Annotated in this window: 21 protein-coding genes; 9 read left to right on the top strand and 12 right to left on the bottom strand. The window is 60.3% G+C overall.

Annotated features, from left to right (window positions below; genetic code table 11):
* Nucleotides 1-36: 36 nt before the first annotated feature.
* Genes P9L99_17855 through P9L99_17845 form a run of 3 tightly spaced genes read right to left on the bottom strand, consistent with a single transcriptional unit; the run spans nt 37 to nt 3,486 of the window.
* Nucleotides 37-1,506, bottom strand: coding sequence for a radical SAM protein (locus P9L99_17855; protein ID MDP8225230.1), 1,470 nt, complete (start codon nt 1,504-1,506; stop codon nt 37-39).
* On the bottom strand, nt 1,499-2,347 hold the full coding sequence (locus tag P9L99_17850) for a class I SAM-dependent methyltransferase (protein MDP8225229.1): 849 nt from the start codon (nt 2,345-2,347) through the stop codon (nt 1,499-1,501). The genes P9L99_17855 and P9L99_17850 overlap by 8 nt, the downstream gene beginning before the upstream one ends.
* A gap of 44 nt (nt 2,348-2,391) precedes the next feature.
* Entirely contained in the window at nt 2,392-3,486 is a 1,095-nt protein-coding gene (locus P9L99_17845; protein ID MDP8225228.1) for an endonuclease/exonuclease/phosphatase family protein, read from the bottom strand.
* 295 nt (nt 3,487-3,781) lie between these two features.
* On the opposite strand from P9L99_17845, the gene P9L99_17840 reads away from it, so the two are divergent.
* Nucleotides 3,782-5,218, top strand: a complete 1,437-nt coding sequence (locus P9L99_17840) for a radical SAM protein (GenBank protein MDP8225227.1) — start codon at nt 3,782-3,784, stop codon at nt 5,216-5,218.
* Complete coding sequence (locus tag P9L99_17835) at nt 5,202-6,611, top strand: radical SAM protein (protein ID MDP8225226.1); 1,410 nt, start codon at nt 5,202-5,204, stop codon at nt 6,609-6,611. Before P9L99_17840 ends, P9L99_17835 begins: the two co-directional genes overlap by 17 nt.
* Here P9L99_17835 and P9L99_17830 read toward each other — a convergent pair.
* Entirely contained in the window at nt 6,608-7,621 is a 1,014-nt protein-coding gene (locus tag P9L99_17830; protein MDP8225225.1) for a YkgJ family cysteine cluster protein, read from the bottom strand. The two genes, P9L99_17835 and P9L99_17830, sit on opposite strands and share 4 nt — an antisense overlap.
* A 187-nt stretch (nt 7,622-7,808) precedes the next feature.
* Between P9L99_17830 and P9L99_17825 the strand changes: the two genes are divergently transcribed.
* Together P9L99_17825 and P9L99_17820 are read left to right on the top strand one after the other, a co-directional pair.
* The gene (locus tag P9L99_17825) at nt 7,809-11,048 is read left to right on the top strand and encodes a S41 family peptidase (protein MDP8225224.1); all 3,240 of its coding nucleotides are present in this window, start codon (nt 7,809-7,811) and stop codon (nt 11,046-11,048) included.
* Between the two features lie 36 nt (nt 11,049-11,084).
* Nucleotides 11,085-12,062 carry a right-handed parallel beta-helix repeat-containing protein gene (locus P9L99_17820; GenBank protein MDP8225223.1) on the top strand — a complete coding sequence of 326 codons (978 nt, stop codon included), beginning with the start codon at nt 11,085-11,087 and terminating at the stop codon, nt 12,060-12,062.
* Between the two features lie 3 nt (nt 12,063-12,065).
* Here the strand turns inward: P9L99_17820 and P9L99_17815 are convergent, their stop codons facing one another.
* Genes P9L99_17815 through P9L99_17805 form a run of 3 tightly spaced genes read right to left on the bottom strand, consistent with a single transcriptional unit; the run spans nt 12,066 to nt 15,948 of the window.
* Nucleotides 12,066-13,613 (bottom strand): radical SAM protein, encoded by a 1,548-nt coding sequence (locus P9L99_17815; protein ID MDP8225222.1) that lies wholly within the window; start codon nt 13,611-13,613, stop codon nt 12,066-12,068.
* Between the two features lies 1 nt (nt 13,614).
* Nucleotides 13,615-15,045, bottom strand: coding sequence for a radical SAM protein (locus tag P9L99_17810; GenBank protein ID MDP8225221.1), 1,431 nt, complete (start codon nt 15,043-15,045; stop codon nt 13,615-13,617).
* A gap of 3 nt (nt 15,046-15,048) precedes the next feature.
* Entirely contained in the window at nt 15,049-15,948 is a 900-nt protein-coding gene (locus P9L99_17805) for a class I SAM-dependent methyltransferase (GenBank protein ID MDP8225220.1), read from the bottom strand.
* A 406-nt stretch (nt 15,949-16,354) separates the two neighbouring features.
* On the opposite strand from P9L99_17805, the gene P9L99_17800 reads away from it, so the two are divergent.
* The gene (locus P9L99_17800) at nt 16,355-16,732 is read left to right on the top strand and encodes a hypothetical protein (protein MDP8225219.1); all 378 of its coding nucleotides are present in this window, start codon (nt 16,355-16,357) and stop codon (nt 16,730-16,732) included.
* A 20-nt stretch (nt 16,733-16,752) separates the two neighbouring features.
* Nucleotides 16,753-17,100, top strand: a complete 348-nt coding sequence (locus tag P9L99_17795; GenBank protein ID MDP8225218.1) for a cytochrome c — start codon at nt 16,753-16,755, stop codon at nt 17,098-17,100.
* Nucleotides 17,101-17,334: 234 nt separating this feature from the next.
* Here P9L99_17795 and P9L99_17790 read toward each other — a convergent pair whose 3' ends face one another.
* Nucleotides 17,335-18,003 (bottom strand): hypothetical protein, encoded by a 669-nt coding sequence (locus tag P9L99_17790; GenBank protein ID MDP8225217.1) that lies wholly within the window; start codon nt 18,001-18,003, stop codon nt 17,335-17,337.
* Nucleotides 18,004-18,081: 78 nt separating this feature from the next.
* Nucleotides 18,082-18,615 carry a hypothetical protein gene (locus tag P9L99_17785; protein ID MDP8225216.1) on the bottom strand — a complete coding sequence of 178 codons (534 nt, stop codon included), beginning with the start codon at nt 18,613-18,615 and terminating at the stop codon, nt 18,082-18,084.
* 83 nt (nt 18,616-18,698) lie between these two features.
* Between P9L99_17785 and P9L99_17780 the strand changes: the two genes are divergently transcribed.
* Nucleotides 18,699-19,055, top strand: a complete 357-nt coding sequence (locus P9L99_17780; protein MDP8225215.1) for a hypothetical protein — start codon at nt 18,699-18,701, stop codon at nt 19,053-19,055.
* Nucleotides 19,056-19,061: 6 nt separating this feature from the next.
* Here the strand turns inward: P9L99_17780 and P9L99_17775 are convergent, their stop codons facing one another.
* Nucleotides 19,062-20,765 (bottom strand): S41 family peptidase, encoded by a 1,704-nt coding sequence (locus tag P9L99_17775; GenBank protein ID MDP8225214.1) that lies wholly within the window; start codon nt 20,763-20,765, stop codon nt 19,062-19,064.
* Between the two features lie 145 nt (nt 20,766-20,910).
* Here P9L99_17775 and P9L99_17770 point away from each other — a divergent pair, with 145 nt between their 5' ends.
* Nucleotides 20,911-21,615 carry an MBL fold metallo-hydrolase gene (locus tag P9L99_17770; protein ID MDP8225213.1) on the top strand — a complete coding sequence of 235 codons (705 nt, stop codon included), beginning with the start codon at nt 20,911-20,913 and terminating at the stop codon, nt 21,613-21,615.
* A complete protein-coding gene (locus P9L99_17765) occupies nt 21,612-22,151 on the top strand; it encodes a gamma carbonic anhydrase family protein (protein MDP8225212.1) in 540 nt (179 codons plus the stop codon). Before P9L99_17770 ends, P9L99_17765 begins: the two co-directional genes overlap by 4 nt.
* A gap of 71 nt (nt 22,152-22,222) precedes the next feature.
* On the opposite strand, the gene P9L99_17760 is transcribed toward P9L99_17765, so the two are convergent.
* Entirely contained in the window at nt 22,223-22,696 is a 474-nt protein-coding gene (locus tag P9L99_17760; protein MDP8225211.1) for a YbjN domain-containing protein, read from the bottom strand.
* A 173-nt stretch (nt 22,697-22,869) separates the two neighbouring features.
* Complete coding sequence (locus P9L99_17755; protein ID MDP8225210.1) at nt 22,870-23,463, bottom strand: gliding-motility protein MglA; 594 nt, start codon at nt 23,461-23,463, stop codon at nt 22,870-22,872.
* Nucleotides 23,464-23,498: the final 35 nt, after the last annotated feature.

Here is a 23,498-nt window from a genome sequence, read left to right as displayed (position 1 = left end):
TTAGCGGCCGACGGCGGCTTGTCAAACCGACGCGGGCTAGATGAACGAAACGTAATTCGTTGTTTTCAGGGCCGGGCTTTTCACGTGCAGGAAGTAACGGAAGCCCGCCGGCCAGGAAAGATTGAATATCGTTTTTTCGTTGCGCAGGGCCATGAGTAGCGACAACGGCGCGAGCCATCGGGCCAGGCGCGAACGAAGCAAACGCCGTATGGCGCGCTTGCCCAGCGGCAGGCGCAGCAACAGGTGCCAGAGGCGGAACAGGCGCATGGTTTGTTCGACATCGCGCCGCTTGAACAGCGATTCGGCGGGCCAGTGTGGCAGGTCGTCCACTTCGTAGATGCGCTCGTCGAAATCGGCGCACAGGTGGCCGCCGTCGATCAGCTTTTCGGTCAGGACGCTTTTGGGGAAGGGCACGAGCACCGAAACCCGGTTGTGGTCGCTTCGCATGCGCCGGTTGAGCAGCAGGGTGTCGATATCCTGCTCCACCGAACCCCACGGGACCCCCAGAATGTTGAAGGTGACCAGCTTGATGCCGGCGCGCTTGACGAGCTCGGCGGCGGCGAGGATTTGCGCGGCGGTGACCGGCTTGTTCATCACGTCGCGGCGCAGCTTGTCGTCGGCGACCTCGACACCCATGGCGATCACGCGGCAACCGGCGTCGTGAAGTTGGGCGACGGTGGTTTCGTTGATCGTCGTGGCGAAGACGTTGCACGAAAAGGGCACGCCGCAGCGAACGCGGTAGACTTCGATGAATTTCTCCAACCACCCCACGCCGCTGGAAAACAGGTCGTCGGAGAAATGCGCGATGCCCAGTCCATACTGCCAGCGCACGGCGTTGATCTCGCGGCAGATACGTTCGGGTGCCTTGCGGCGGAAGAACCCTCGGTGTCCGCCCGTCATGGCGCGGTAGGCCGGGTTGAAACAGTAGCCGCACGAGTTAAGACAGCCGCGGCCGGTGGAAAATTTCTTCCACGGGAAGCGGGCGATGAAGTCGTAGCGGTAGTAAATCTCACGGTCGGGCATCGCAAAATCGGCCAGATCGGCTACCAGCGGGCGCAGCGGGTTGACCCGGTGACCGCCCTGGGTGCGGTGGATCAAATTGGGAATGCCGCTTGGATCTTCGCGCCGCCGCACGGCCTGCAGCAGGTCGGCGACCACGCCCTCGGCTTCCCCGGCAAACGCGTAATCGACACCGTCGCGCTCGACGATGTTGGGAAAGAACGTCGGATGCGTGCCGCCCAACACGACCGGCGCGGCCACGGACTCCCCGGCCAGGCGCGCCAGGCGCAAGCCGGTATTGTGACCCAGCAGGTCGCAGGGAATCACGACCAGATCCGGCGAGAAGCGGTGCAGGTTGTCGGCGAGGTGTTTTTCCTCGGTTTCCAAAAACAGGCGCGTGGAAACGCCGAGGTTTTTCAGGTGGCCCGCCAGGTCGGTCAGGCCGAGGGATTCGTTGATAGCGTTGCCCTGCAAGAAGGCAACCCGGGCGTCGGTGAACTCACTCATTGTTGTCTCCCGCCTTGCGAAATACGAGGTAGTAACGCCATCCCCACCGCGGGTGGCGGGGTAACACGCGTTGTTCGAGCCAATTTTCCACCGGCCGCCACCACGCCATGGGTGTCTTCAACCAGAAGGCGAGGCGAGGTGAAAGCGGCGTCACGAGTTCGGTTAGTTGGAAGTAGATTTCCAGCGTCGGGTTGAGGCTGCGGGTTTCGACCAGATCGAAACCGCGACCGCGAAAGGCGTCGATCACTTCTTGGGCGCATCGCGCTTTTTCGTCCGGGCTCAGTAATCCCGACGCCCGGCCTACCGCGTTGGCGAGGCGGCGCAGCGGATGGTCGCCCACCGGATCGGAAATGAGCACGTGTCCGCCCGGACGCAGCACGCGCTCGCAGGCGGCAACGAAACCTTCCAGGTGGATGTGGTGCAACGATTGGAAGCACGCCACGGTGTCGAAGGTGAGGTCTTGAACGGCCGACCCGGTGAAGTCGCCGTAGATGATTTCGGTGTCGGCGGGCGCGGGGAAAACGGCGTCGAAGGCGTAGTTGTGACTGCGCCGCAGGCCGCGAGCCGCGAAGGCCTGGCTCAGGTCATTGCCGACGGCGTGCGCGGCGCCCAGGTGGCGGAAATACTGAGTCACCCGCGGGTTGCCGCAGCCGACTTCGAGTACACGGCGGCCGCGAATCCAGGCGGGATTCAAGAACGCAAGTTGGCGGTCCCAGGTCGCCAACGTGGCGCGAATCAACCACCGGCCGCACTCGGTCCGGTCGCGCTCAAGGAAGTGCAACAGGTAGCGCTTGTGCTCCTGGTAGTGTGCAAATTCCCGGGCGATGAGTTCGTTTGACATCGCCGCGGATAGTAGCACACGGCTTTCGGGGTGTCAGTTCAGCGCTACCCGATTTCCTCCGCGCTACGGGCTTCGACGTGCTTGAGGTAGTCCTGGCTAAAGTCGATTTGCAGTTCGATCCACATCGGAAGGTGGTCCGACATCTGCCACGTGCGCCATTTCCGCCAGTAGTAGTCACGCCGACCGGCGGCGGTGCGCTTTTTGCCCTTGTCGTCGAAGTCGCGTAATTCGGGCGTCATGAAATCGAAGTAGGCCTTGAAATCGGCGTCGTTGTTGCGGAAGACCGCGTCGTAGATCGGCAGGGCGCCGGAGCTTTTTTTCTCACCGACGAATTGAAGCTGCTCCGGTTTGACCTTGAAGCTGATCTGGTCGTAGTGGTTGGTCTGGAACATGTTGGTCGGCTTCTTTTTCAATTCCGGCGGAATGAAAAAGCCGTGGTGCTCCAAGGCCGCCATCGTCTTGTGGGTCGGATCGACAATATTGAAGTCGCCGAGGATCACGAAATTCTCGTCGGCGGCCTTGGCGCGATCGGCCAGGAACTCGGCGATGGCGTCGATTTCGTCGATGCGGCGTTTCATTTTGGCGCCGGATTTCGCGCCGTAATAAATGTGCACCGTGCAAAGGTTGTATTTGAGCCAACCTGCCTGGAACGCGACCAGGAAGGGCGTGCGGGCAAACTGAATGTCGCCGCGAATGCGCTTGGTCTTGGGCAGTACGATTTCGCCGGCGATGTTGCAGAAGCGCACCTTGCGTTTGTCGTACACGAAGGTCATGCGCTCGCCGTTGCCGCCGTGACCCGCGGTGACGTCGGTGGCGATGAAGTCCCAATCGGGCCCGAGGATTTTCATGAGGCGCTCGAAGGATTTCATGTCTTCGTTGATTTCCTGGACGGCCACGATGTCGAAGGCGGAGATCACTTCGGCGATGTAGAACAGGGATTCGGGCAAACGGTAGCCGTGGCCGTACTGGTTGTTGTCGAAATCGCGCAGATTCCACGTGGCGATCAGCAGGCGGTCCTGCAGACGCTTGGCTGCCACGTTCTTTCTAATCAAGGCGCGCAGTGCCCGCAGGCGAGCGGCCGCCCGCTTGCGGTCGACCGGATTCTTAATTTCCCAAAACAGGCGGTTGTAGAACGGCATTCCGTTTTCCTTTCGGCCTCCCGGCCACGGTGATTCTGGATGCAATCCCCACGAAGCAATTGGTTGTCAGTGGCGGACGCTTCGATGCACGAACGCCCCCGCGGCGTGCTGAATCGATCTGCGTGATGTGAAACCCCTTGATCAGAAAACAACGGGTATCCGGAGAAGTCAAGAGTGGGGAGGCGGGCAAGGCGTTTATTACGAGAACATTTCACGCCCTCCGAGGGGTGCGTTTGCAATCGCAGCGGAATCGCCTATCTTTTTGCAGTTAGGAAAAACCAGGGACGAAAGGACAATGGTGCCGCTTGTTACGCTAGTCAATCCGCCGCGCCTGCGGCAGGTCACCAAACGCCCCAGCTACACGGCCGAGCCGCACCTGGGATTGGCGTATATCGCCGCGTTTTTGCGTCGCGCCGGTTTCGACGTGCGTTTCATCGACGGCGACGTAGAAGAGTTGTCGGCGGTGGAAACGGCTACGCGGGCGCTGGTCGGCGATCCTTTGTACATCGGCTTCACCGCGCCGACGGCCTTGGTCAAGAGCGCGGCGAAGGTGGCCGAAGAGGTCAAGCGCCGCTCGCCGCACACGCCGCTGGTGTTGGGCGGGTACCACGCCACGGTGTTGCCGGAAGATTCGCTACGCGAGTTTTCGGCTTTCGACGCGGTGGCGATCGGCGAGGGTGAATTCACCGCGGTGGAACTGGCCGAGCAATTGCGCGACGGCGGCGGCCTGGCGGGCGTCGACGGGATGGCGTGGCGGGAGGACGGCGAAATCCGGCGCGGTGAGCCGCGGGCTGTCTGTATGGACTTGGATTCCTTTCCCTTGCCGGCGTGGGATTTGTTTCCGCTGCAAGCTTACCAGGCGCATTACAGCACCGATCGGTCGATTATCGAGCTGCCGGTCAACACCGGGCGGGGTTGCCCCGGTAGGTGCAAGTTCTGCGCGCGGGTTTCGGGGCGTCGTGTCCGGCGGCGGTCGGCGGCGAGCATCCTGGCGGAGGTTCACGAGAACGTCCGGCGCTACGGTGCGCGGGCGATCGTGTTCATGGACGAGTCCTTCGCGCACGAACGCCTGTTGGTGCACGAGGTGTGCCGCGGGTTGATCGACACCGGGCTGCACCGACGCATCTACTGGCTGTGCCAAACGCGCATCGATTCGGTGGACCGGGAAACCTTACGGCTGATGGCTAAGTCCGGCTGCCGGCACATTTCCTTCGGCGTGGAGTCAGGCAGCGAAGAGATTCTTACTTCGGTACACAAGGGCATCGGCAAGGACATCATTCGACGGGCGGTGAGCGAGGCGCAGGCGGCGCACATTCTGGTCGACAACTTTTTCATCATCGGCCTGCCGGGCGAAACCCGCGAGACGATTCGCGAGACCATTCGCTTCGCCGTGGAACTGAATTCCGATTTCGCGAATTTTTTCCTGCTCGTACCCTATCCCGGCACCGAGGTCTACACGATGGCCGAACGCGGCGAGGGCGGCCTGCGCTTGCTGACCAAGGACTGGGACCTCTACGGCATCCAGATGGGGCGGGCGCTGGAACTTGCCGACATACCACGCTCGAAACTGGAGCAGTTGCAGTTTTGGGCTTACCTGCGCTTCTATTTGCGGCCGAGCCGTTTGCCGAATATGTTGCGAATGGTCAACTTGAAAGTGCTGCCCGTCTACCTGTGGAACCTGTTCGGCGGTTGGCTGAGAGGATCGAAAAACAACGATGAACTCGCGCCCTGACATCCTGCTGATTCAGCCGCCGCTGCACCTGGTGCGCACCGACCTGGGCGCCAGCCAGGTCAGCCCCAACATCGGCCTGGCCTACATCGCCGCTTGCCAGCGACAACTCGGACGCCGCGTGATGGTCATCGACGCGCACGCCCTTAATTGGGGCCTCGCGCGTATCATCAGCGAAGTGCGCGTACTGCAGCCGCGGCTGATCGGTTTGTCGGCCATGACCTACCAGATACTGCAAGCGGCGGCCGTCGCCGAGGCTCTCAAGCGCGAGTTTCCCGACGTGCCGGTGCTGCTGGGCGGCGCTCACTCGACTTCGGTGCCCGAACGGACGCTGGAGGAGTTTCCGGCCTTCGACGCGGTGCTAGCCGGCGAGGGCGAGATCACCACCGGGCAGGTGTTGGAAGACAGCGAGGCGGGACGGCTGCGCGCTCGGCCCGGCGTGTACGTGCACGGTGGAGACGTGACGTTGTCTTGTCAGGAAGCGCCGCCGCTACCGCCGCTGGACGAGTTGCCGCATCCGGCGTTTGACTTGTTTCCGCTGCACGCCTATTGGCCTTTCTACTCTCGCCGCTGGATCATGGAATTGCCGCTTTCGTCCTCCCGCGGTTGTCCGTGGCATTGCACGTTTTGCACGAAGGTCATGGGCGACCGCGTGCGCTTCCGGTCGCCGGAAAGTCTGCTGGAAGAGACCGCGCGTTACATCACCGATTACGGCTTGCGGCAGGTCATTTTCACCGATGAGAACTTCACGCATAAGGAGTCGCTGGTACACGGGTATTGCGAGGGGTTGCTGCGCCGAGGCATTGCGGGGCGCGTGCGCCTGATCTGCCAAAGCCGGGTGACGCTCGCCGAGGAAACCATCGCGCTGATGGCGAGGGCCGGTTTCACGCACATCACCTTCGGCGTGGAGTCGGGCGACCAGGAGATACTCGACCGCGCGTCGAAGGGTATCAAGCTGGCGCAAAGCCGGCGGGCGGTTGAGCAGGCCAAGAAACATGGGATGATCGTCGACGGCAATTTCATCCTGGGCCTGCCGTACGAGACCGAGGCGACGGTGCGCAAGACGATCGACTTCGCGTGTTCCTTGCCCTTGGACTACGCCAGTTTCTTTTTGCTCGTGCCCTATCCGGGCAGCGAGGTGATGGCGATGGCGCGGCGGGGCGAAGGCTATCTACGGTTGATGTCGGACGACTGGAAGGATTTCGGCAAGCAAACCGGCGGCGCGCTCGAACTCACCAGCATCGGCCGCAAGCGTTTGGAAAAACTTCAGTTCATGGGGTACCTACGCTTCTATGGGCATCCGAAACGTTGGCTGCCGGTCTTTCGCAAGGTGTCGCTGGGGACGGTCCTGGCCTTCTTGGGGATGCGTGTCCGGGCTTTGGTGCGCGCCGACTAGTGGTAGGCGTAGCCGGAGTCGCTATTATGCGGCGCTTCGTGCAACCGCTCCCAAAAACGAATCAATTCCCGCTGGTCTGAAGCCAGCCATTCCAACCTACCCATAGCGCGGCGAAAGGCGTTGTAATCGTACGCGAGCCCGACGTCGTCGATGTAGTGGCGCGTGATGTTAACCGCCAGTTGGTGCCGGTAGATTTCCTGAATCGTACTGCGGCCGGCGAATACGTGGTCCCGCACGCTTTGGTCGTGACCGGTTGCCTCGGAGGCATGGCGGCAGTGGAAAGGTTTGGCGTTTTCGATCCGGCAACGGTCGTTTTCTTCCAGGAAGACGCAGTGTCCGTTGCCGCCGAGACGAAAAAGACCGGCCGTACCACGGGAGTCGTCAAGAAATTCGGCAAAGAAGTCGTCTATGCCGATCTCTAATGCTTCGGCGATTCGTTCGATGTCATCCAAGGTGAGCGTTGTTTCGGAATAGGAGTCCGCACCGTACGGGCAGGACGTGCCACCGGCGGCGGCGACATAGGCGTACGGCGGGTTTCGTCCGGCGTTGGGATCATTGCCGGCGTTGCGCTCAATGGCGGCGAGGCCTGCGACGTAGTCGCCTTGATGGAAGGTCGTACCGTGTTTGTATACATAGGTTTTGGTGATTTCCATCGCCACGCGGTGCTGCCACGCGGCTTCCGGATCGGGCAGGGAAGTCGGCGTCACAGACCACGGAACGACAAATTGCTGGTCATCTTGGCGGCAATGGAAAAAGGAGCAGGAACGGGGTTGGGCCGCGTACACGGCGCAGGTGTTGTCGCTTTGGAGGAAGATGCACCGCATATCCTCGTGCTTGCGCATCTGGAGTTGGCCGGAGGGAGGAAGAACCGCCGCATGCACGACGCGCCGCCAGGTTTCCAAAGGCGGTTTTTCGAAGTGTTCGGCAAGGACCGCTAGGTCGTGCAAGGTAAGCGGGGTCACGGAGAAACAGCATTTGCCGCACCGTTGACAAGGAATTTGGGCAGTCATGATCATCACCCTGAGTTCGCCGGACAACAAAATCGCGGTTGGAAAAATCCGTGGGCAGGTGCCCAAACAGGCGGGTCGGACGACTAATATCTATATGTTAATCATTTTGATGCGCGGTGACACGTTGACGTATTTTTTTTAACGACATATCACTAACAAAAGACAACCCGAAAAAAAGGATGCGGTCATGCGGCTTACGGCGGTACTCGGCGTTTGTTTGTTTCTAGTCTTGGGGTTCTTCGGCGCGGCGGCGGCCGATCAGGAAACGCTGCTGCTGCGATACCCCGACATCCACGACGGCAGCATCGTGTTTTCCTATGGCGGCGACTTGTGGCTGGTGCCCGAAGCGGGCGGTACCGCGCGCCGGGTTACCGGCTATACCCGCGGTATGGAACTCTACGCCAAGTTCTCGCCGGATGGTTCGCAGATCGCCTTCACCGGCGATTATGACGGCAACGGCAACGTGTATGTCGTGCCGTCCCTGGGCGGCGAGCCGGTTTGTTTGACCTTCCATCCGACCGGGGACCGCGTGGTCAATTGGTCGCCCGACGGCCGTGTGCTGTTTGCGTCCCGGCGCGGCGAACCGCTGCCGAAAATACAACGGCTGTTTACCGTACCCGTCACCGGCGGATTACCCACGCCGCTGCCGATGAACCACGGCGCGGCGGCTTCGTATTCCCCCGACGGCAAACGTATCGCCTTCAATCGCATCGACCGCGACCATCGCACCTGGAAGCAATATCGGGGCGGCACAGCGCAGGACATTTGGACCTTCGACTTCGCGGCGCAAAAGACGACCCGACTCACCGATTTCGCCGGCACCGACGCCTTTCCCATGTGGCAGGGCGACCACATCTATTTCGTTTCCGACCGCAACGGACGAGCCAACCTCTTCGCCCACGATCTGGCGACCGGGAAGGTCGAGCAACTTACCCAGCACACCGAATACGACGTGAAATGGCCCAGCGCGGGCCCCGGCCGAATCGTCTACGAACTGGGCGGCGCGCTGTGGGTGTATGACCTGAATATGAAACAATCGCGGCGCGTGAATGTCTATGTGCCTAGTGACCGCCTCGCGGCGCGAATGAAGTGGGAATCTGTCGGCAACCAAATGCGAGGCGTGTCGGTATCCCCCTCGGGCAGTCGTGTGGCGTTGGAGGCGCGGGGCGATTTGTTCACCGTGCCCAAGAAAAAGGGTCCGACCCGCAACATCACCCGCAGCCAGGGCGTGCGCGAAAACAACCCGATCTGGTCGCCGGACGGCAAGTCGATCGCCTATTTCTCGGATCGCACCGGCGAGATGGAAATCTACGTGCGGAAGCAGGACGGCGCGGGCGAGGAGCAGCAGGTCACCCGCGACGGGAAGGTGTATCGCTATGCTCTGCTGTGGTCGCCGGATTCGGAGAAGCTGATCTTCGCCGACAAAGATACCAACCTGTATTGGGTGGACGTGGACAAAGGCCGCCCGCATTTGATCGCCCATTCCGGATTTGGCGATTTTCGCGGCTTTGCCTGGTCGCCCGACTCACGGTGGATCGCCTACGAGAAGATCGGCCCCAACCGCTTCGGCTCGATGTATCTCTACTCGCTGGGGGCGGACAAGTCGTATCGCATCACCGACGAAACAACCGACGACGGCGACCCGACCTGGGATCCGGAGGGCCGCTACGTGTATTTCTTTTCCAATCGCGAGATGCAGCCCTTCCTCGGGCTGTTCGACGCCAACTACATCTTGATGCGGGCGACCAAGGCTTACGCCGTCGTGTTGCGGAAGGATATGCCGTCGCCCTTCGCGCCGGAAAGCGATGAAGAAGGAGACGAAAAGAAAAAAGAGAAGGAGAAAGACGAAGACAAAGACAAAGACAAAGATGCCAAAGCTAAGGTGAAACGGATCAAGGTGGATGTCGACGGCCTCGGCGAGCGGATCGTCGCGTTTCCCATCGCTGCGGGCAACTACAACAACCTGATCGCCGCCGGCGATAACGTGTACTTCGTCTCGCGGTCCGACCAACCCCTCGGCAGTTGGGGGAGCAAGGACTCTCGACTCGTCGCCTTCGACATGAAGAAGCGCAAAGAGCATACGGTGATTTCGCCGGTGTCGTGGTACGAGGTATCCGCCGACGGCAAACACATCCTGTACGGCGCCAAAGGCAAAATCGGCGTCATTGGCGCCGGCGACAAAAAGAAGAAAGCCGGCGAAGGCAATATCAAATTCGACGGCGTGCGCATGCATATCAATCCGAAAGCCGAATGGCGGCAGATGTTCATGCAGGCGTGGCGGCTCGAACGCGACTTCTTCTACAAACCTTCGATGGGCGACGTCGATTGGGTGAAGGTGCGCGACCAGTACGCCAAGCTGCTGCCGTATATCTCGACACGCGACGACCTCAACTACGTACTCGGCGAGATGATCGGCGAGTTGAGTACGTCACACACTTACGTGCACGGCGGCCGCCGAGAGACCGCGCCGGATGTCAACGTCGGCCAACTCGGCGCGGACCTGGCGCTCGACGAGCAATCGGGTCGTTACTACTTCAAGCGCGTGCTGTCGCCCGACCCGTGGGATCTGGAGAACTGTGCGCCGCTCAAGCAGCCGGGGCTCGACATTGCCGAAGGCGATTTCTTGCTGGCGATCAACGGCCATGAACTCCGGGCTCCCACGAATCCTTATGCGTTGCTGGAAGACACGGTATGGGAGCAAATCACCTTGCGCGTGGCGAAAAGCCCGACCGGGCGCGGCGAGCGCGTCGTGACGGTCATGCCGATCGGCAGCGAGTACATGCTGCGGTATCGAGCGTGGGTCGAAAAAAACCGCCGCCAAGTGGCCGAGGCGAGCGACGGGCGTTTGGGATACGTACACATTCCGGATATGTCGACCAACGGCCTGCGGGAATTTTCGAAAGCGTTCGCGGCGCAGATCGATAAGCAGGGGCTGGTGGTGGACATTCGTTACAACGGCGGCGGCTTCGTCTCAGAGATGATCCTCGAGCGGTTGCGGCGCGAGTTGGCCGGCATGTTCGCGTCGCGCAATTTCGGCGACGAAACCTACCCCTGGCAGGTGATCCACGGTCCCATGGTGTGCATCATCAACGAGTACGCCGGTTCCGACGGCGATATCTTCCCGTATTTCTTCCGCCAATACGGGCTGGGCAAAATCGTCGGCCGCCGCACCTGGGGCGGCGTGGTGGGCATGCGTTATCACGATTCGCTGACCGACGGCGGCAGGGTCACGGCGCCGGAGTTCGGCACCTACGGACTGGAACGGAAATGGATCATGGAGAACCACGGCGTTGATCCCGATATCGAAGTCGATTTGCTACCCGAGGACTTTCTCGCCGGGCGCGATCCGCAATTGGAGATGGCGATTCGCGTGGCGCTCGACGAATTGAAGAAGGGTGACTACACAAAACCGGCGCGGCCGGAATAAGTCGCGGCGTAACAGCCGAACATCAAGGAGCATGGAATGAAAAAACTATCGCTGTGTATGTTGATACCGGTACTCGCACTTGCCGTATTCATCCTTTTCGCGCCGGCCGCGGCCGAAAAAACGCCGGAAGCCGAACAGCCAAACGAGATGACGCAGTACCTCGACGATCTGCGCGAGCGCATTGCGGCGGCGAACGAAGGCGACACCATCCTTGTCAAAGAGGGGGTGTACGTGTGGCCGAAGACGGACGAGCCGATGCTCGTGAAAGGGAAGAAGAATCTGACGATTCGCGGCGAAGGCGACGTGTACATCTTCTGCACGAATTTGTACGTCGCGCCGCTCTATATCACAGACAGCGACAACATCACCGTGGAGAACATGAATTTCGGGCACATGGTGCGTAACCTTCCCTGCCAGGGACCGGTTGTCTATTCGCAAGACAGCACCAACGTGACGATACGCAACTGCGTTCTGCACGGCTCCGGTTTTTGGGCGTGGCACGCGCTGGAGTGCAAGAATTTGTTGCTGGAGAACACGGCGGCGTGCCGCTGCAGCCACTCCCAATTCCGTTTCGTCAAATCCGAAAACGTCACGATCCGCCGTTGTTTTTTAGCAAAGAATGACGACCTGGCTTTTCGCGGTTCTTTCAAAGACCCCCGCGGCGAGGTCGTGTTCGTCTGGGACACGAAAGACGTCGTGTTCGAGGAGAACCTGTTTTTCGCCAACGTCAACAAGTGGATACTCCTGAAAGACGCGAAATCGCCGGAATTCCGGGGCAACACCTTCGCCGAAAACAGCTTCCGCGTGCCGGCGATCTTCCTCAAGGACCGCCTCAACCTGCTGGCGCGCCTACCGGAAAAGGGCGCTGACACAACCGTAGCCGAACTGCTGTCCGCGCGGAAAATTTGGCCGAACAGTGACGTGCGTAAAGCGGCGAAGCGCTACCTGGCGTTTATGAAAGTGTTCGAAAAAACGCAACGCGAACTGGATTTGCCTGCCGAGGAAAAGCCCTAACCGTTAGTGGTCGTACCAAACCGGCTTGATCATGCCGACATATTCGGAGAGCTGCGCTTTGCGGCTGGTTGACCGCGAAGGCAGGATGCGGTCCAAAATGAAGTCGATGCCGACATTGATGCTCACCTTGAGCCACCAGATGTACATGCGCCGCCGGTAGGTGTGGCGGCAGAAGAGGCCGCGCATCACCCGGAACGGATTCATGTACTTTTTGTTCATCTCCCAGATTTTCCATTCGAGGTCGTCGCGGCTCATGTGATCAGTACCCATGACGGGTGTCATCCAGTCGTAGCGCGCGAAATCGGTGATTTCCAGCCAGCCGTTTTGCTTGGCGTCTTCCCAGGTTTTGGTGCCCGGCACCGGAGTCATCGGGTGGAAGGCCGGGTAGTCGGGGTCGAGGTCCTCGACGTAGTCCAACAGGTGGTTGAGGCTCGCCTCGCTATCGTTGCGGGTGCCGACGATGAATGTCGTCTGCAGGAACAATTCCGGGAAACGGCGTCGCAGCGCCTTGACGGTGGCCGTGTTGCGTTCCACGTGCATGTTGTGCTTTTGCATGTCGGCGAGTTCTTGGTCGTCGGCCCGCTCCATGCCCACGCAGATATGCGTCAGGCCGCTGCGAATCAGCTTGCCGAAGAGGCCGGATTCCAAATCGCGGTGCAGAAAATCGGCGCGCATGAAACCGAACCACGCCGAGTCGAGCCCGCGCCGCATCTTTTCCTCGGCGAAGGTGTCCATCCATTTCGGGTTGACGTTGAAGGTATCGTCGACAAACACGACGCAGGACTTGTTGTACTTGTAGCGCAGCAGTTCCATTTCGTCCAAGACCGGTTCCACCGAGCGCTGCCGGTAGTGCGGCTGCAGGATTTCATTGGGCAGGTCGCCCGAGCGCCGGGCCATTTGCAGCCAGCACGCGCAGTACGCGCAGCCGTCGATGCAGCCGCGGCTGTGGTGCATCGTGACGCCGCCGGGGGAAAAGAGGTAACGGGCCGTGCCGTACTTATCCATGGGCATCAGGTCGTAGGCGGGCAGGGCCAGGTCGTCGAGGTTTGCGATCAGCGGCCGATGCCCCGTGAAACGCGGCGTGCCGTCGTCGTTGGGCAGCGCCAACCCCAACACCTTTTCGATGTCGCCGCCGCCTTCCAGGGTGTCGACCAGTTCGCCGAAGGTGTCTTCGCCTTCGCCGCGCACGATGGCGTCGATGGGGTATTTCCCGAATGAGTACTGCGGCAAATGGGAAAAGTGCGTGCCGCCCGCCACGGTGAAAATACTCGGATCCACATGCTTGGCGGTTTGAAAGACGCGGCCGGTTTCGTGCTGGTAGAGCGTTTCACTGTCCCCGGCGGCGACGATCTGCGGCTTGAGGTCGCGGATGGTGCGCTCGAGGCTTTTCCAGCCCATCTTGAGTGGCATGGCGTCCAGCAGCACGACGTCGTGGCCGCGGCGCCGCAATTCGGCCCCAAGGCACACCAGGGCTTGAGGCAGCAGGAAGTTGTCCTGCTCGTTCATGTAGGGCCACAGGTATTTCGGCGGGCGGACGATCAGAACGCGCATCTTAGAGCCGGCCTCTGAAGAACTGCTTCAACAAAATGTTCGCGCCGTTCCACAACTGCCGCAGCCCGATCGAGCGAATTTGGAACAGGTGCTTCCAAATCATCTTCGGCCGCATGTAAAAGCGCCAGGTCGCCCAGCGGTGCAGTCGTTGCAGTTCGGCGCCCGTCATGCCTTCGGGAACGTAGGGCAAGGTGTCGGGCTCCGGGTTGAAGGTGGAATAGTGACGCCAATCGTCTTCGGCGATTTTCCCGCCGCCGACCAACTCGTCGTAGAGTTCGGAGCCGGGCAGGGGGATCGTGACGCCGAACTTGGCGAAGTCGATATCAAGCTCGCGGGCAAATTCAATCGTTTGGCGCGTCATGGCCGCCGTCTCGCCGGGCAAGGCGAGCATGAAGAAGGCGGAAATCTCCAGGCCGGCGGCGCGGGCTGCTCGAACGGCGGCGCGGGCATCGTCGGTAGTGAAGTTTTTCCCCACGTTTTTCAGCAGCGAATCGACGCCGCTTTCCACGCCGAAGAGAATCCGCTTGCAGCGCGCGGCCTTCATCTCGCGGCAGATTTCCTCGTCGATCACGTCCACGCGCGTTTCGGTGGTCCACCACCAATCGCCGGGGATGCGGCGGTCGGCGATGGCCCGGGCGGTGGCGATGCCGTGCTCTTTGCTCAGCGGAAAAATCGGATCGACGAAGCCGACGTGCCGAATGCCGTACACACGCACCAGCCAATCGACTTCCGCCGCGATGCTTTCCGGGGCGCGTTTGCGAACCTGATTGCCCTGGTAGCCCAGCGCGCAAAACTTGCAGTGAAAGGGACAGCCGCGCGTACCCAGAATCGACAGGCAGGGCTTGGCCACCGTGACGAAGGGCAAAAACGTGTACTCACGCCAGGGGAACAGGTCCCACGCGGGCCACGGCAGGGCATCGAGATCTTCGACGATTTCTCCCGGCGAGGTTTGCGTGACGCCCTTGCCGTTGCGGTAGCTGATGCCCGGCACCTCGTTCAAGTCGCCGCCGTCCAGCCAAGCCGCGATCAACAAGGGGAAACTCTCTTCGCCCTCGCCATGCACGACGGCGTCGCCGGCGTCGTTTTGCAGGAGGTCTTCGGAAAAGAGCGAAGCGTGCAGGTTGCCGAGCACCACGCGGGCGTCGGTGCCTTCACGGATGGCGCGTCCGAGCGCGGCGGTCGATTGGGCCGTGGGTGTGAGCATGGACAAGCCGGCGACGTCGGTCTGCCAGTCCCGGACCAGCTTGACGACTTTCTCGGGCGCGAAGTTGCAGATGAAATTATCGAGCACCCGCACTTCGTGGCCCGCGGCGCGGGCGGTGCCCGCTAGATAGGCCATGCCGATGCTCGGCATCGGTTCCATGAGCTTTTGGTACTCGCCGAAACCGGCGGCGACATCCATGCCTGGATTGATTAGAAAAATACGCGCCAACGATTATGCCTTCCTTGCCACCACGCCGGTGGTTCGCGCCAGGTTTCGCATGCGGTCATCACCCCGACAAGCGCGCTCGGCCGCTCGCACGTCGCGGCGGTACTCCGCGTCGCTCAAGCGCGCATCGTCCAACGCCTGCCACAACGGTCCTTCCCCGAAGTAGTGCGCGTCGAACGCCTCGATGACGACGAAGCCCGCCTCGGTGACCAGTTCAGTCAACCAGTCGCGATGGAAGTAGCGCACGTAGCGGTCTTCCGGGATCAAGACGGGCTGACCCGCCAAGGCCGCCGAAACCGCCTCCGGCTCCGGTAGCGGCGCGCCGAAAAGGGCGCCGGGCAGCGCTTCGACGGAAAGAAAAAGCCGCGCATTGGGCCGGGCCACTCGCGCCAGCAAACCCAACGTGCGGGCTGGATCAGCCGTGTAGCAGATCCATTCCATCGCCCATAGTACGTCAAAGGACGCAGGCGGTAAATCGGCCGGCCGGGAGGCGTCGGCCCACTGTAAGTCGACGTTATTGCGACTGCTTTCTTCGATGTGACGCTTCGCGCAAAGCACGGCGGAGCGGCACGCGTCAAAGGCTGTGACTTCGGCGAAACGTTCGGCCAACGGCAGGGTGAATCGTCCGATGCCGCACCCGGCATCCAGTACCGTCGCCGTGGCGGGCAAAGGGTCCAGGTGGGGTGCGAAGATGTCCATGTAGATCTCGGTGGCCAGTTGTTTCAAGAAGTAAAAGGACGACTCGGGGCGCAGATAATCCATCGCGACCGAATCGGCGGCGAAGGCCTTTTCATAGCCGAGGACGTTATGCAAACCAAAATCGCCCGCCAGAGCGCGGCGGCAATCATGATCACTGCCGTACAACCGGCCGATGTTCCCTTGGGCCGTCAGTTCTGTAGGATTCAATCTCAACCCATCGCCGGACAACAAAACATTACGCCTGTACCGATACCGCGGTACGGCGAAAAATCCAAACCCTGGTTATCGGTAACCTCTTTTTTTCGAAGGTTGCCGTTTACCGCGTGGGGGGATTCGGTCTGGGCTTCGGAGCAGGACGCCAATGCATGGATTTCTCCTTGTTGGTTGCAACATTTTTATTCACGATACTTGAATCGCTTCCCCAGTGTCAAGAAAGGAATGGATTTCGATTGACAGAAATCGGCGCGGCGCCTAGGGTGAATATTCAATCTTGAAGTAACTTCACAGATGCGGGGTTGGGTGCCGGAATCACTTGAATTACCGGCGTTTATCTCAAACATCGGTGACGGGAACGGCGCGGTCTCGGCGGCGTAAACCGGCACGGGAGGTTACCGTGAGAACAAACCGTTTTTTTCTGCTGACGTCAATCTTGGTTTTTGTCCTCGCCATTGTCCTTTTCGCGTGTGGCGGCGGCGATGACGACGATGATGACAACGATGATGCCGCCGCCCCGACATGGGAAAATTTCGCGCAAGGCTTTTTCGCGGATTACTGCACCCGATGCCACAGTTCGGAACTCGCAGGCGTCGACCGGGTTGGGGCGCCGCCGGGCGTCGATTTCGACACCTATGACGGCGCGGTAGCCGACGCCGCCGATGCGCGAGAGCGGGCGGGCGTGGGTGAATCCATGCCGCCGGATGCGACCAAACCGACTCAAGCGGAACGCGATCGGCTCACGGCATGGGTTGATGCCGATACGCCGGAAAATTGAACACAAAGGGAGAGCAAGCGATGAAACAACGCGTGCAATGGTGGCTGGTATGGGGGCTGGCGCTTTGCCTGGCCGTGGTCGTGCAGACCGCGTTTGCCAAGAAGAAGTGCGAAACCAATTACGACAACTTCGGCAAAGCGTTTATGGAACAGTGGTGCAGTGCCTGTCACACGTCGGCCAAAAAAGGCCCGTTGGCGCGGCAAGGCGCGCCCAAAGGGTACGACTTCGATCAGGTCGAGGTGATCAAGAAGGATAAAGGCGAGATCCTGGAATGGGTCATCGATAAAAGTAAAATGCCGCCGGGACTGACGAAACCGACCGACGAGGAGAAGGCGAAACTCAAGACCTGGCTCGATTGCGAATACTAGGCCGGATCGCCTCTGCGTCGGAACGCGGGAAACCTATCAAGCGGGAGATGCGACACGCCTCGTGACGTTCGTCGTTTACCGCGACCACCTGCAACAACCCGTGATGTGTCTGGATTTGCGGAGTTGAAGTTTCGGGCGGGGCACATCATCGCCAGGTTGGACTTAAACGAAACCCTCTCCCTTAGCGGGAGAGGGCCGAAGAGTCGTACTGTCGTCAAATTGGTTTCGTGAACGTCAGGTCCCGCAGGACGAGCCGTGCACGTCTTCGAGTGATTCGCCTCTAGCTTCTTCGAGCGACTCGCCCAGGTTTTCGTCGGTGTCGTCGTCGGTGGTCGTCGTGTCGTCGTCAGTGGTGGTGTCGTCGTCCACGTCGGCGTTGGGATCGACGCAAAGCTGCAGGCAGTTATCCATTTCGTCGCAGTCGTCGGTGTTGCCGTAGGCGCAATTGCGGTAGCAGTTGTGACGCTGGCCGCCGACGTCGCCGCATTCGGTGATGGCTTCGCTTTTGGTCAGCGGCTCATCGGCGTCGCTGCTTAGCAACTCGTCGTCGCAACCATCGTAAACTAGGTCGGCCACGAAGCCGCAGGTTTGCGAACTGTCAAAACAGCTATCGACGCACGACGCGATATCGCCGCAGTTGTTGGTGCCGGTGGTGCAACCAATCCAGCACGCGTTGAGCAACGACCCGGTCTGCTCCCGACAGAACCCAACCGCCTCGTTTTCGGTCAGTGCGTTCTCGTTGACGCGGAAGTTCAAGTTACAGCGATCGTAAAGCTGGCTGACGGCGGTGGTGCACAGATCTTTACTCGCCTCCACCGGCGCGGGGTCGGCCAACACCATCAAACTTATCGCCAGGGCTAACACGAGCGCGCACGCGGCGATTGGGGACAAACGCATATTCATTTTTTCCTCCGAAAAGCGGGAAAAATAACTTTTGTATCTTAGAGCGTGCGACGGCCCGGGGTCAAGCTGCCGACTGTCTTATCCGGAGAAGACCAACCAATACACAAGATAGCCGAAAAGGCCCAGCGCTGCGGCGACCAATAATAGCGGAACCGGGGCGCAGCCGTAGGCTTCGGGTTGCACCGGCGGCGCGCTTAGATGGAAATCGTCGGCCACCGTGTGTTCGTCGATTTGCGGCCCCCGCCATGGCTCGGATCGATCGGCTCTCGAGGATGCGGCCACTGGCGCATGGGCGATCGGCGGGCGGGCGGTCGGCAAGGTCATCCAATCAGAATCACCATGGCAAAACGCGGCGACGATACGCTCGAGCAGCGGAAAGGTCAGGCGGTCGGCCAGGGGCTGGGCCTCGTCCTTTTCGGGGGCGATGTACGCGAGGGAGTATTGGTCATCCTCCTCGTCATGGAAAATTTCCAGGTACTCGGTGTCGCGCCGGCCGATCGTGAAATAGTCGAGTTCGAGCTCGAAGGGATAACGCCGCAGGAGGGCGATCACCTCGGCGGTGGTTGAGAGCGGAATTTCGGTCTCGGGAACGTACACGATAAACATTGCCATTATTATAACGCGCGCGGGCCGGTTTTGCCCAAACTCCGACACGAATTTGCCATCACGGAGCAATCGTGGCTTAATGCGCGCCCATGCGTTGGTGGATGTTTGCGATATTGATTGTGGCGATGGCGATGGCGCTGGCGGCCTGCGACGTGTTCAGCAAGAAGCGTGAGGCGCAGCGTGATCTAATGGTGCGCGCGCAGATGGCCGTCGCCGCGCAACAGATGTTTTTCGAGCACGCTGCGGGCGGCCAACCGCGCTTCGCCAAGCGTCTGGAAAATCTCGTGGCGTTCAAACCCGCGCTGATTTCCGATTCGACGGTGACCTTCAAATTCGAACGCACGGCGTTCAATTATTACGATATCACGCTCACGCGCGCCGGCCAGGATTGGTCGATTCGCTGCCGCGCCGATGTCGACTGCGAACTCGTTGAGCACACCAAGTAACGGGACTTAATCCACCTTCGGAGCAGGCGGCAGGTTGGCGGTCAGTTCACGAGCACGCTCGGTGAGCGCCGCCACGGAGAGATCCGGCGAGTCCAGCAAATCCCGCACAAAGGCCAATTGCAAATCGCTTTCGTCGCTGAAGGGCTCGGCATCGCGCTTGACCCGCCCCTTCTTTTCATAGGCGTACCACAAGCGATCCACCGCCACCGAAACGTCCGGATCGGGCGCTTTGTCGCCGGTGATGTTTTTCAAGTGGCCGGCCAATTTCGACTCGGAGAAAAAGGCCGTCTCGGTTTCGGGCAATTCGAAGCGGACGTGCGGCGTGATCCCGTGCGCCTGAATCGACGCGCCCGACGGCGTGTAGTGCATGGCCGTCGTCAGCCGCAAACCCGTGCGGTTGGGCAATTCGAAAATCGATTGCACCGAACCCTTGCCGAAGGTTTGGTAGCCCACGACCAGGGCGCGGCCGTGATCCTTGAGCGCACCGACGACGATTTCCGAGGCGCTGGCGCTACCCGAATTCACCATGGCCACCAGCGGGATATTGGTTCGCGTGCCTTGCCGGCCGGCAAAATGCTCGCGGTCTTCCATGAAGCCGCGGCCGATCGTGTTGACGATCAATCCCGAATTCAAGAAGAGGTCGGCCACGGCTACCGATTGCTCCAACAAGCCGCCCGGATTGTTGCGGAAGTCCAGGATCAGGCAGCGCACTTTCTCAGGTTGTGATTCGAAATCACGGATAGCTTCCAACAGGTCGCGCTGGGTGCGGGCGCTGAACTGGATGACGCGAATGTGCCCGATGCCGCCGGGCAGGAGGCGGGTTTTGGTGGCCACGGCCTTGATCTTGCCGCGCACTACGGAGATATCCAACGGGGTTTTTTTGCCGGCGCGCCGCACGCTCAACACTACCGGCTCGCCGACCTTTCCGCGAATACGCTTGACCGCCCAATTCAGTGTCTGCCCATACGATTCAACCCCATCGATGGCGACGATGCGATCCTTGGCCAGCAGACCGGCGAGGTGTGCGGGGGTGCCCTCGATCGGCGCGATGACGGTCAGGATGCCGTCGCTCATGCCGATTTCGATTCCCACACCGCCGAAAGCGCCTTCGGTGTCCTGCTTGAGTTGGCTGTAGTCGGTCAGGTTTAGGAAGCCCGAATGCGGGTCGAGCTTGTTGAGCATGGCGTCCAGCGCGGTTTGCAGCAAATCGGCCGGTTCTTTTTTGGTGTCGATGTGTTGGCGTATAAATTCGACGCCGTCGAGCAGGACCTGCGCGACGTCCCGCTTGTCGGAAGTCAACTCGCGCTCAAACGCCGCCGCGCCGACGTTCATCGTGATTTTCACGGGGGAGGTTTCAATTTGGATGTCGTCAAACGGAGTCGGAATCGGCGTGGGCGATTCGTCTTCTTCTTTCCGGACCGGCGGCGTGGGGTCCTCGCCGTTTTCCCGCGCCAGCAGGTAGTCGTGGATTTCCTTGGTTCGCACTTCGGCGCGAACTTCGTATTTCAGGCGGTCGAGCAAGCCGGCCAGGGCGTCGCCGGCCATTTCCCGCCGGTCGACTTTGAAAACGTAAAAACGGTCGACCAAGTCGAAAACGTCGAGGATCAGAGTCTGCTGGGGATCGGAGTGACAACCGCCGGCCAGCCAGACGCTTGCCAGAAGAACGACGAGTCCAATGATGGTGAAGCGGCGGGTGTTTCGGACGGTCATATTCGGCGTTCCCCTTTTTCCTCGCGCTGCTCGCGCGGTTCATTTGTTTTAGGGACCCGTTTGCGGCTTGTCAACAACTGGCGCGACGGTTGACACTGAGAAGGCGGTCTTTATGCTTCGAAAATACCTTTAGGAGACGAATCTTTTGCGAATCGACACGGTGGAAAGCGGGTTTTTCAAGACCAACACCTATTTGGTGACCGACGACTTGTCCGGCGAGGCGTTGCTGGTGGATCCGGCGGGCAATTGGCGACGCATCGAGGAACTCATTCGCGCCGGCGGTTCTCGCGTGGTGGCGATCGTCAACACGCACGCCCACTACGACCACGCCAGTCGCAACGTCGAAGCCAAGCGCCTGACCGGTGCGCCGCTGATGATTCACGAGGCCGAAGCCGAGCGGCTGTCGTCCTTTTCGTGGCCGTCGTTGTTTTTTCGGGGCCGGCCCCGCCTCAGCCCGCCGGCGGACCGCCTGCTGCGCGAAGGCGACGAGGTGGAAGTCGGCGGTTTGCGTTTCGAGGTGTTGCACACGCCGGGGCATTCGCCGGGCGGCATTTGTTTGCGTTACAAGAAAACGATTTTTACCGGCGACGCGCTCTTCGCCGGGGCCATCGGCCGTACCGACTTGAAGGGCGGCGATTACGACACGCTGATTACGGCGATCAAGGACAAGCTGTTCGTGCTGTCCGACGACATCTTTTTGTATCCCGGGCACGGCCCGCGCACCACGATCGAAGTCGAGCGGAAACACAACATTTTCGTGAAACTACGGCCGGAACAAATCGACGAAATCCTCTTCGGGCCTCCGCGCAAGAAGCGGCCCGCGGCGGACGAAGCCGAAGCGCCGCAATGAGCGAATACGACGGACCGCTCCTGTTGCCGTTCGGCGAAAAAACACCGCACATTCACCCCACGGCGTTCGTGGCGCCCAACGCTACGATCACCGGCGAGGTAAGCGTCGGCGAAGATTCCAGCATCTGGTTCGGCGCCGTCGTACGCGGCGACGAGCACGAGGTGATCATCGGCAGGCGAACGAACATCCAGGACATGTGCATGTGCCACGAGACAAGTTGGATCGGCCCGCTGGTGGTCGGCGACGAGGTTACCGTCGGTCACCGCGCCATCCTGCATGGCTGCACGATCGGCGACCGCTGCTTGATCGGCATGGGCGCGATTATCCTGGACGGGGCGACGATCGGCGAGTTGTCGGTGGTGGCGGCCGGGGCCGTGGTGCGGGAGGGAATGGAAGTTCCGCCGCGCTCCCTGGTCGTTGGCGTTCCGGCGCGTGTCGTTCGGGAAGTGGACCCGGAACTGCTCGGGCGCATCACGCACGCAGCCGGGCACTACGTCGAAGTGGCGCGGCAGTACAAAAAAGCCACCGCGCTCTGAGAACGCGGCGGCTTTGATCCAACATCTACCTTATTACATTCATCCCACAACGAGTCGGGCGATCGGATCGTCTATGACTCGATTTGCTGAATGGTCTCGGCCGGGTTGGCGTCGCCGTAGACGACCTTATTGATACCCGGCAGGTATTTGTCCGTTGTGACCAAGTTGATGTACAGCAGGTCTTTGATAATCTCCTGCGTGATTTCGGCTGCGTTGATGCTGATGCCCGTCTTGCAACGCACTTCGCCGTCCTCGAAATCCATCTCGAAATTCCCGACGCGCATGCCGTAGTTCGCACGCGTAAGATATTCCGCAATCGCCTGGCGATTTGGTTCCGGAATATTGTTGGGAAGAATCGAGTAGATCAGTACGAACCCTTCTTTCTCTTTACAGCGAATCAAGCAAGTCCAACTCCCGTTGTCGCCTTGGAAGCCCATACGGATAAGCGAATTGTCATCCATGACGGTGAACTTCCAGTCATTTGCTTTCAAGAATTCTTCCACTTGCTGAATCAGTGTTCCAGAGCCACTTCCAAACAATCCCATTTGGACCCCCCTTCGTTGATGGGACACAATGCTTAATGATTAGTCGCAGGTGAACAAAAAACCGGTCGCCATGTTATCGACGCTCAGCGGCCGATGTCAATCACCCTTACCGACAAAACACGCTTTTTTTGTCGCCGAGCCGCGACTCTTCAGAAAAAAGGGGCCAAACTTCTTCAGCCCGCCCGCCGCGTGGCCAACGACGCCAACACCTGGTGACTAATCGCCTTGAGCGTTTCGATTACGCCCGCGCCTTTGACCGCGTCGGCTGCAAATTGAGCGTGCCCCTCCGGGTTGAGGACCTCCGCCAACTGTTCGACGGGCAAGGCGCCTTTGGCGTCGGCATAGTTGTACTGAATGACCAGCGGCACCGTTTCGGGATCGTAACCGTAATCCTGCAAGGCGAAGCGGAAAGACGCCAAGCTTTCGAGGTTGTCGTCCAGCCGGTCGCGCCGGGCGTCGGCGACAAACACGACGCCGTCCACACCCTTCATGATCAGCAGCCGGTTGGTGTCGAAATTGACGTTTCCCGGCAGCGCATATAGATGCAGCCGCGTGTCGAAATCGCGAATCCGCCCCAGAAAGAGCGGCAGGAAGTCGAAGTAGGTCGTGCGATCGGCGTTGTCGGCCAGCAAAATCATCCCGCCCTGCTTCTCCACCGGCGTGCGGCGGCTGACGCATTGCAGGTTGCTGGTCTTTCCCGATTGGGAGGGGCCGAAGTAGATGATCTTAAAGTTGATCTTTTTGGATTCGTAATTGATCAGCGTCATGACCGCGAAATCCTTTTTTCTGATGCCTCTATTGT

Source organism: Candidatus Lernaella stagnicola (assembly GCA_030765525.1).
In the GTDB taxonomy this organism is placed as follows: domain Bacteria; phylum Lernaellota; class Lernaellaia; order Lernaellales; family Lernaellaceae; genus Lernaella; species Lernaella stagnicola.
Note: the sequence above shows the minus strand (reverse complement) of the source record. Positions and strands in the feature narration are given on the sequence as shown.

Excerpts from the sequence above, each read along its gene's own strand:
- P9L99_17855 (MDP8225230.1), bottom strand. The coding sequence starts at position 1,506 with ATGAGTGAGTTCACCGACGCCCGGGTTGCCTTCTTGCAGGGCAACGCT.
- P9L99_17850 (MDP8225229.1), bottom strand. The coding sequence starts at position 2,347 with ATGTCAAACGAACTCATCGCCCGGGAATTTGCACACTACCAGGAGCAC.
- P9L99_17845 (MDP8225228.1), bottom strand. The coding sequence starts at position 3,486 with ATGCCGTTCTACAACCGCCTGTTTTGGGAAATTAAGAATCCGGTCGAC.
- P9L99_17840 (MDP8225227.1), top strand. The coding sequence starts at position 3,782 with ATGGTGCCGCTTGTTACGCTAGTCAATCCGCCGCGCCTGCGGCAGGTC.
- P9L99_17835 (MDP8225226.1), top strand. The coding sequence starts at position 5,202 with ATGAACTCGCGCCCTGACATCCTGCTGATTCAGCCGCCGCTGCACCTG.
- P9L99_17830 (MDP8225225.1), bottom strand. The coding sequence starts at position 7,621 with ATGACTGCCCAAATTCCTTGTCAACGGTGCGGCAAATGCTGTTTCTCC.
- P9L99_17825 (MDP8225224.1), top strand. The coding sequence starts at position 7,809 with ATGCGGCTTACGGCGGTACTCGGCGTTTGTTTGTTTCTAGTCTTGGGG.
- P9L99_17820 (MDP8225223.1), top strand. The coding sequence starts at position 11,085 with ATGAAAAAACTATCGCTGTGTATGTTGATACCGGTACTCGCACTTGCC.
- P9L99_17815 (MDP8225222.1), bottom strand. The coding sequence starts at position 13,613 with ATGCGCGTTCTGATCGTCCGCCCGCCGAAATACCTGTGGCCCTACATG.
- P9L99_17795 (MDP8225218.1), top strand. The coding sequence starts at position 16,753 with ATGAAACAACGCGTGCAATGGTGGCTGGTATGGGGGCTGGCGCTTTGC.
- P9L99_17790 (MDP8225217.1), bottom strand. The coding sequence starts at position 18,003 with ATGAATATGCGTTTGTCCCCAATCGCCGCGTGCGCGCTCGTGTTAGCC.
- P9L99_17785 (MDP8225216.1), bottom strand. The coding sequence starts at position 18,615 with ATGGCAATGTTTATCGTGTACGTTCCCGAGACCGAAATTCCGCTCTCA.
- P9L99_17780 (MDP8225215.1), top strand. The coding sequence starts at position 18,699 with ATGCGTTGGTGGATGTTTGCGATATTGATTGTGGCGATGGCGATGGCG.
- P9L99_17775 (MDP8225214.1), bottom strand. The coding sequence starts at position 20,765 with ATGACCGTCCGAAACACCCGCCGCTTCACCATCATTGGACTCGTCGTT.
- P9L99_17765 (MDP8225212.1), top strand. The coding sequence starts at position 21,612 with ATGAGCGAATACGACGGACCGCTCCTGTTGCCGTTCGGCGAAAAAACA.
- P9L99_17760 (MDP8225211.1), bottom strand. The coding sequence starts at position 22,696 with ATGGGATTGTTTGGAAGTGGCTCTGGAACACTGATTCAGCAAGTGGAA.
- P9L99_17755 (MDP8225210.1), bottom strand. The coding sequence starts at position 23,463 with ATGACGCTGATCAATTACGAATCCAAAAAGATCAACTTTAAGATCATC.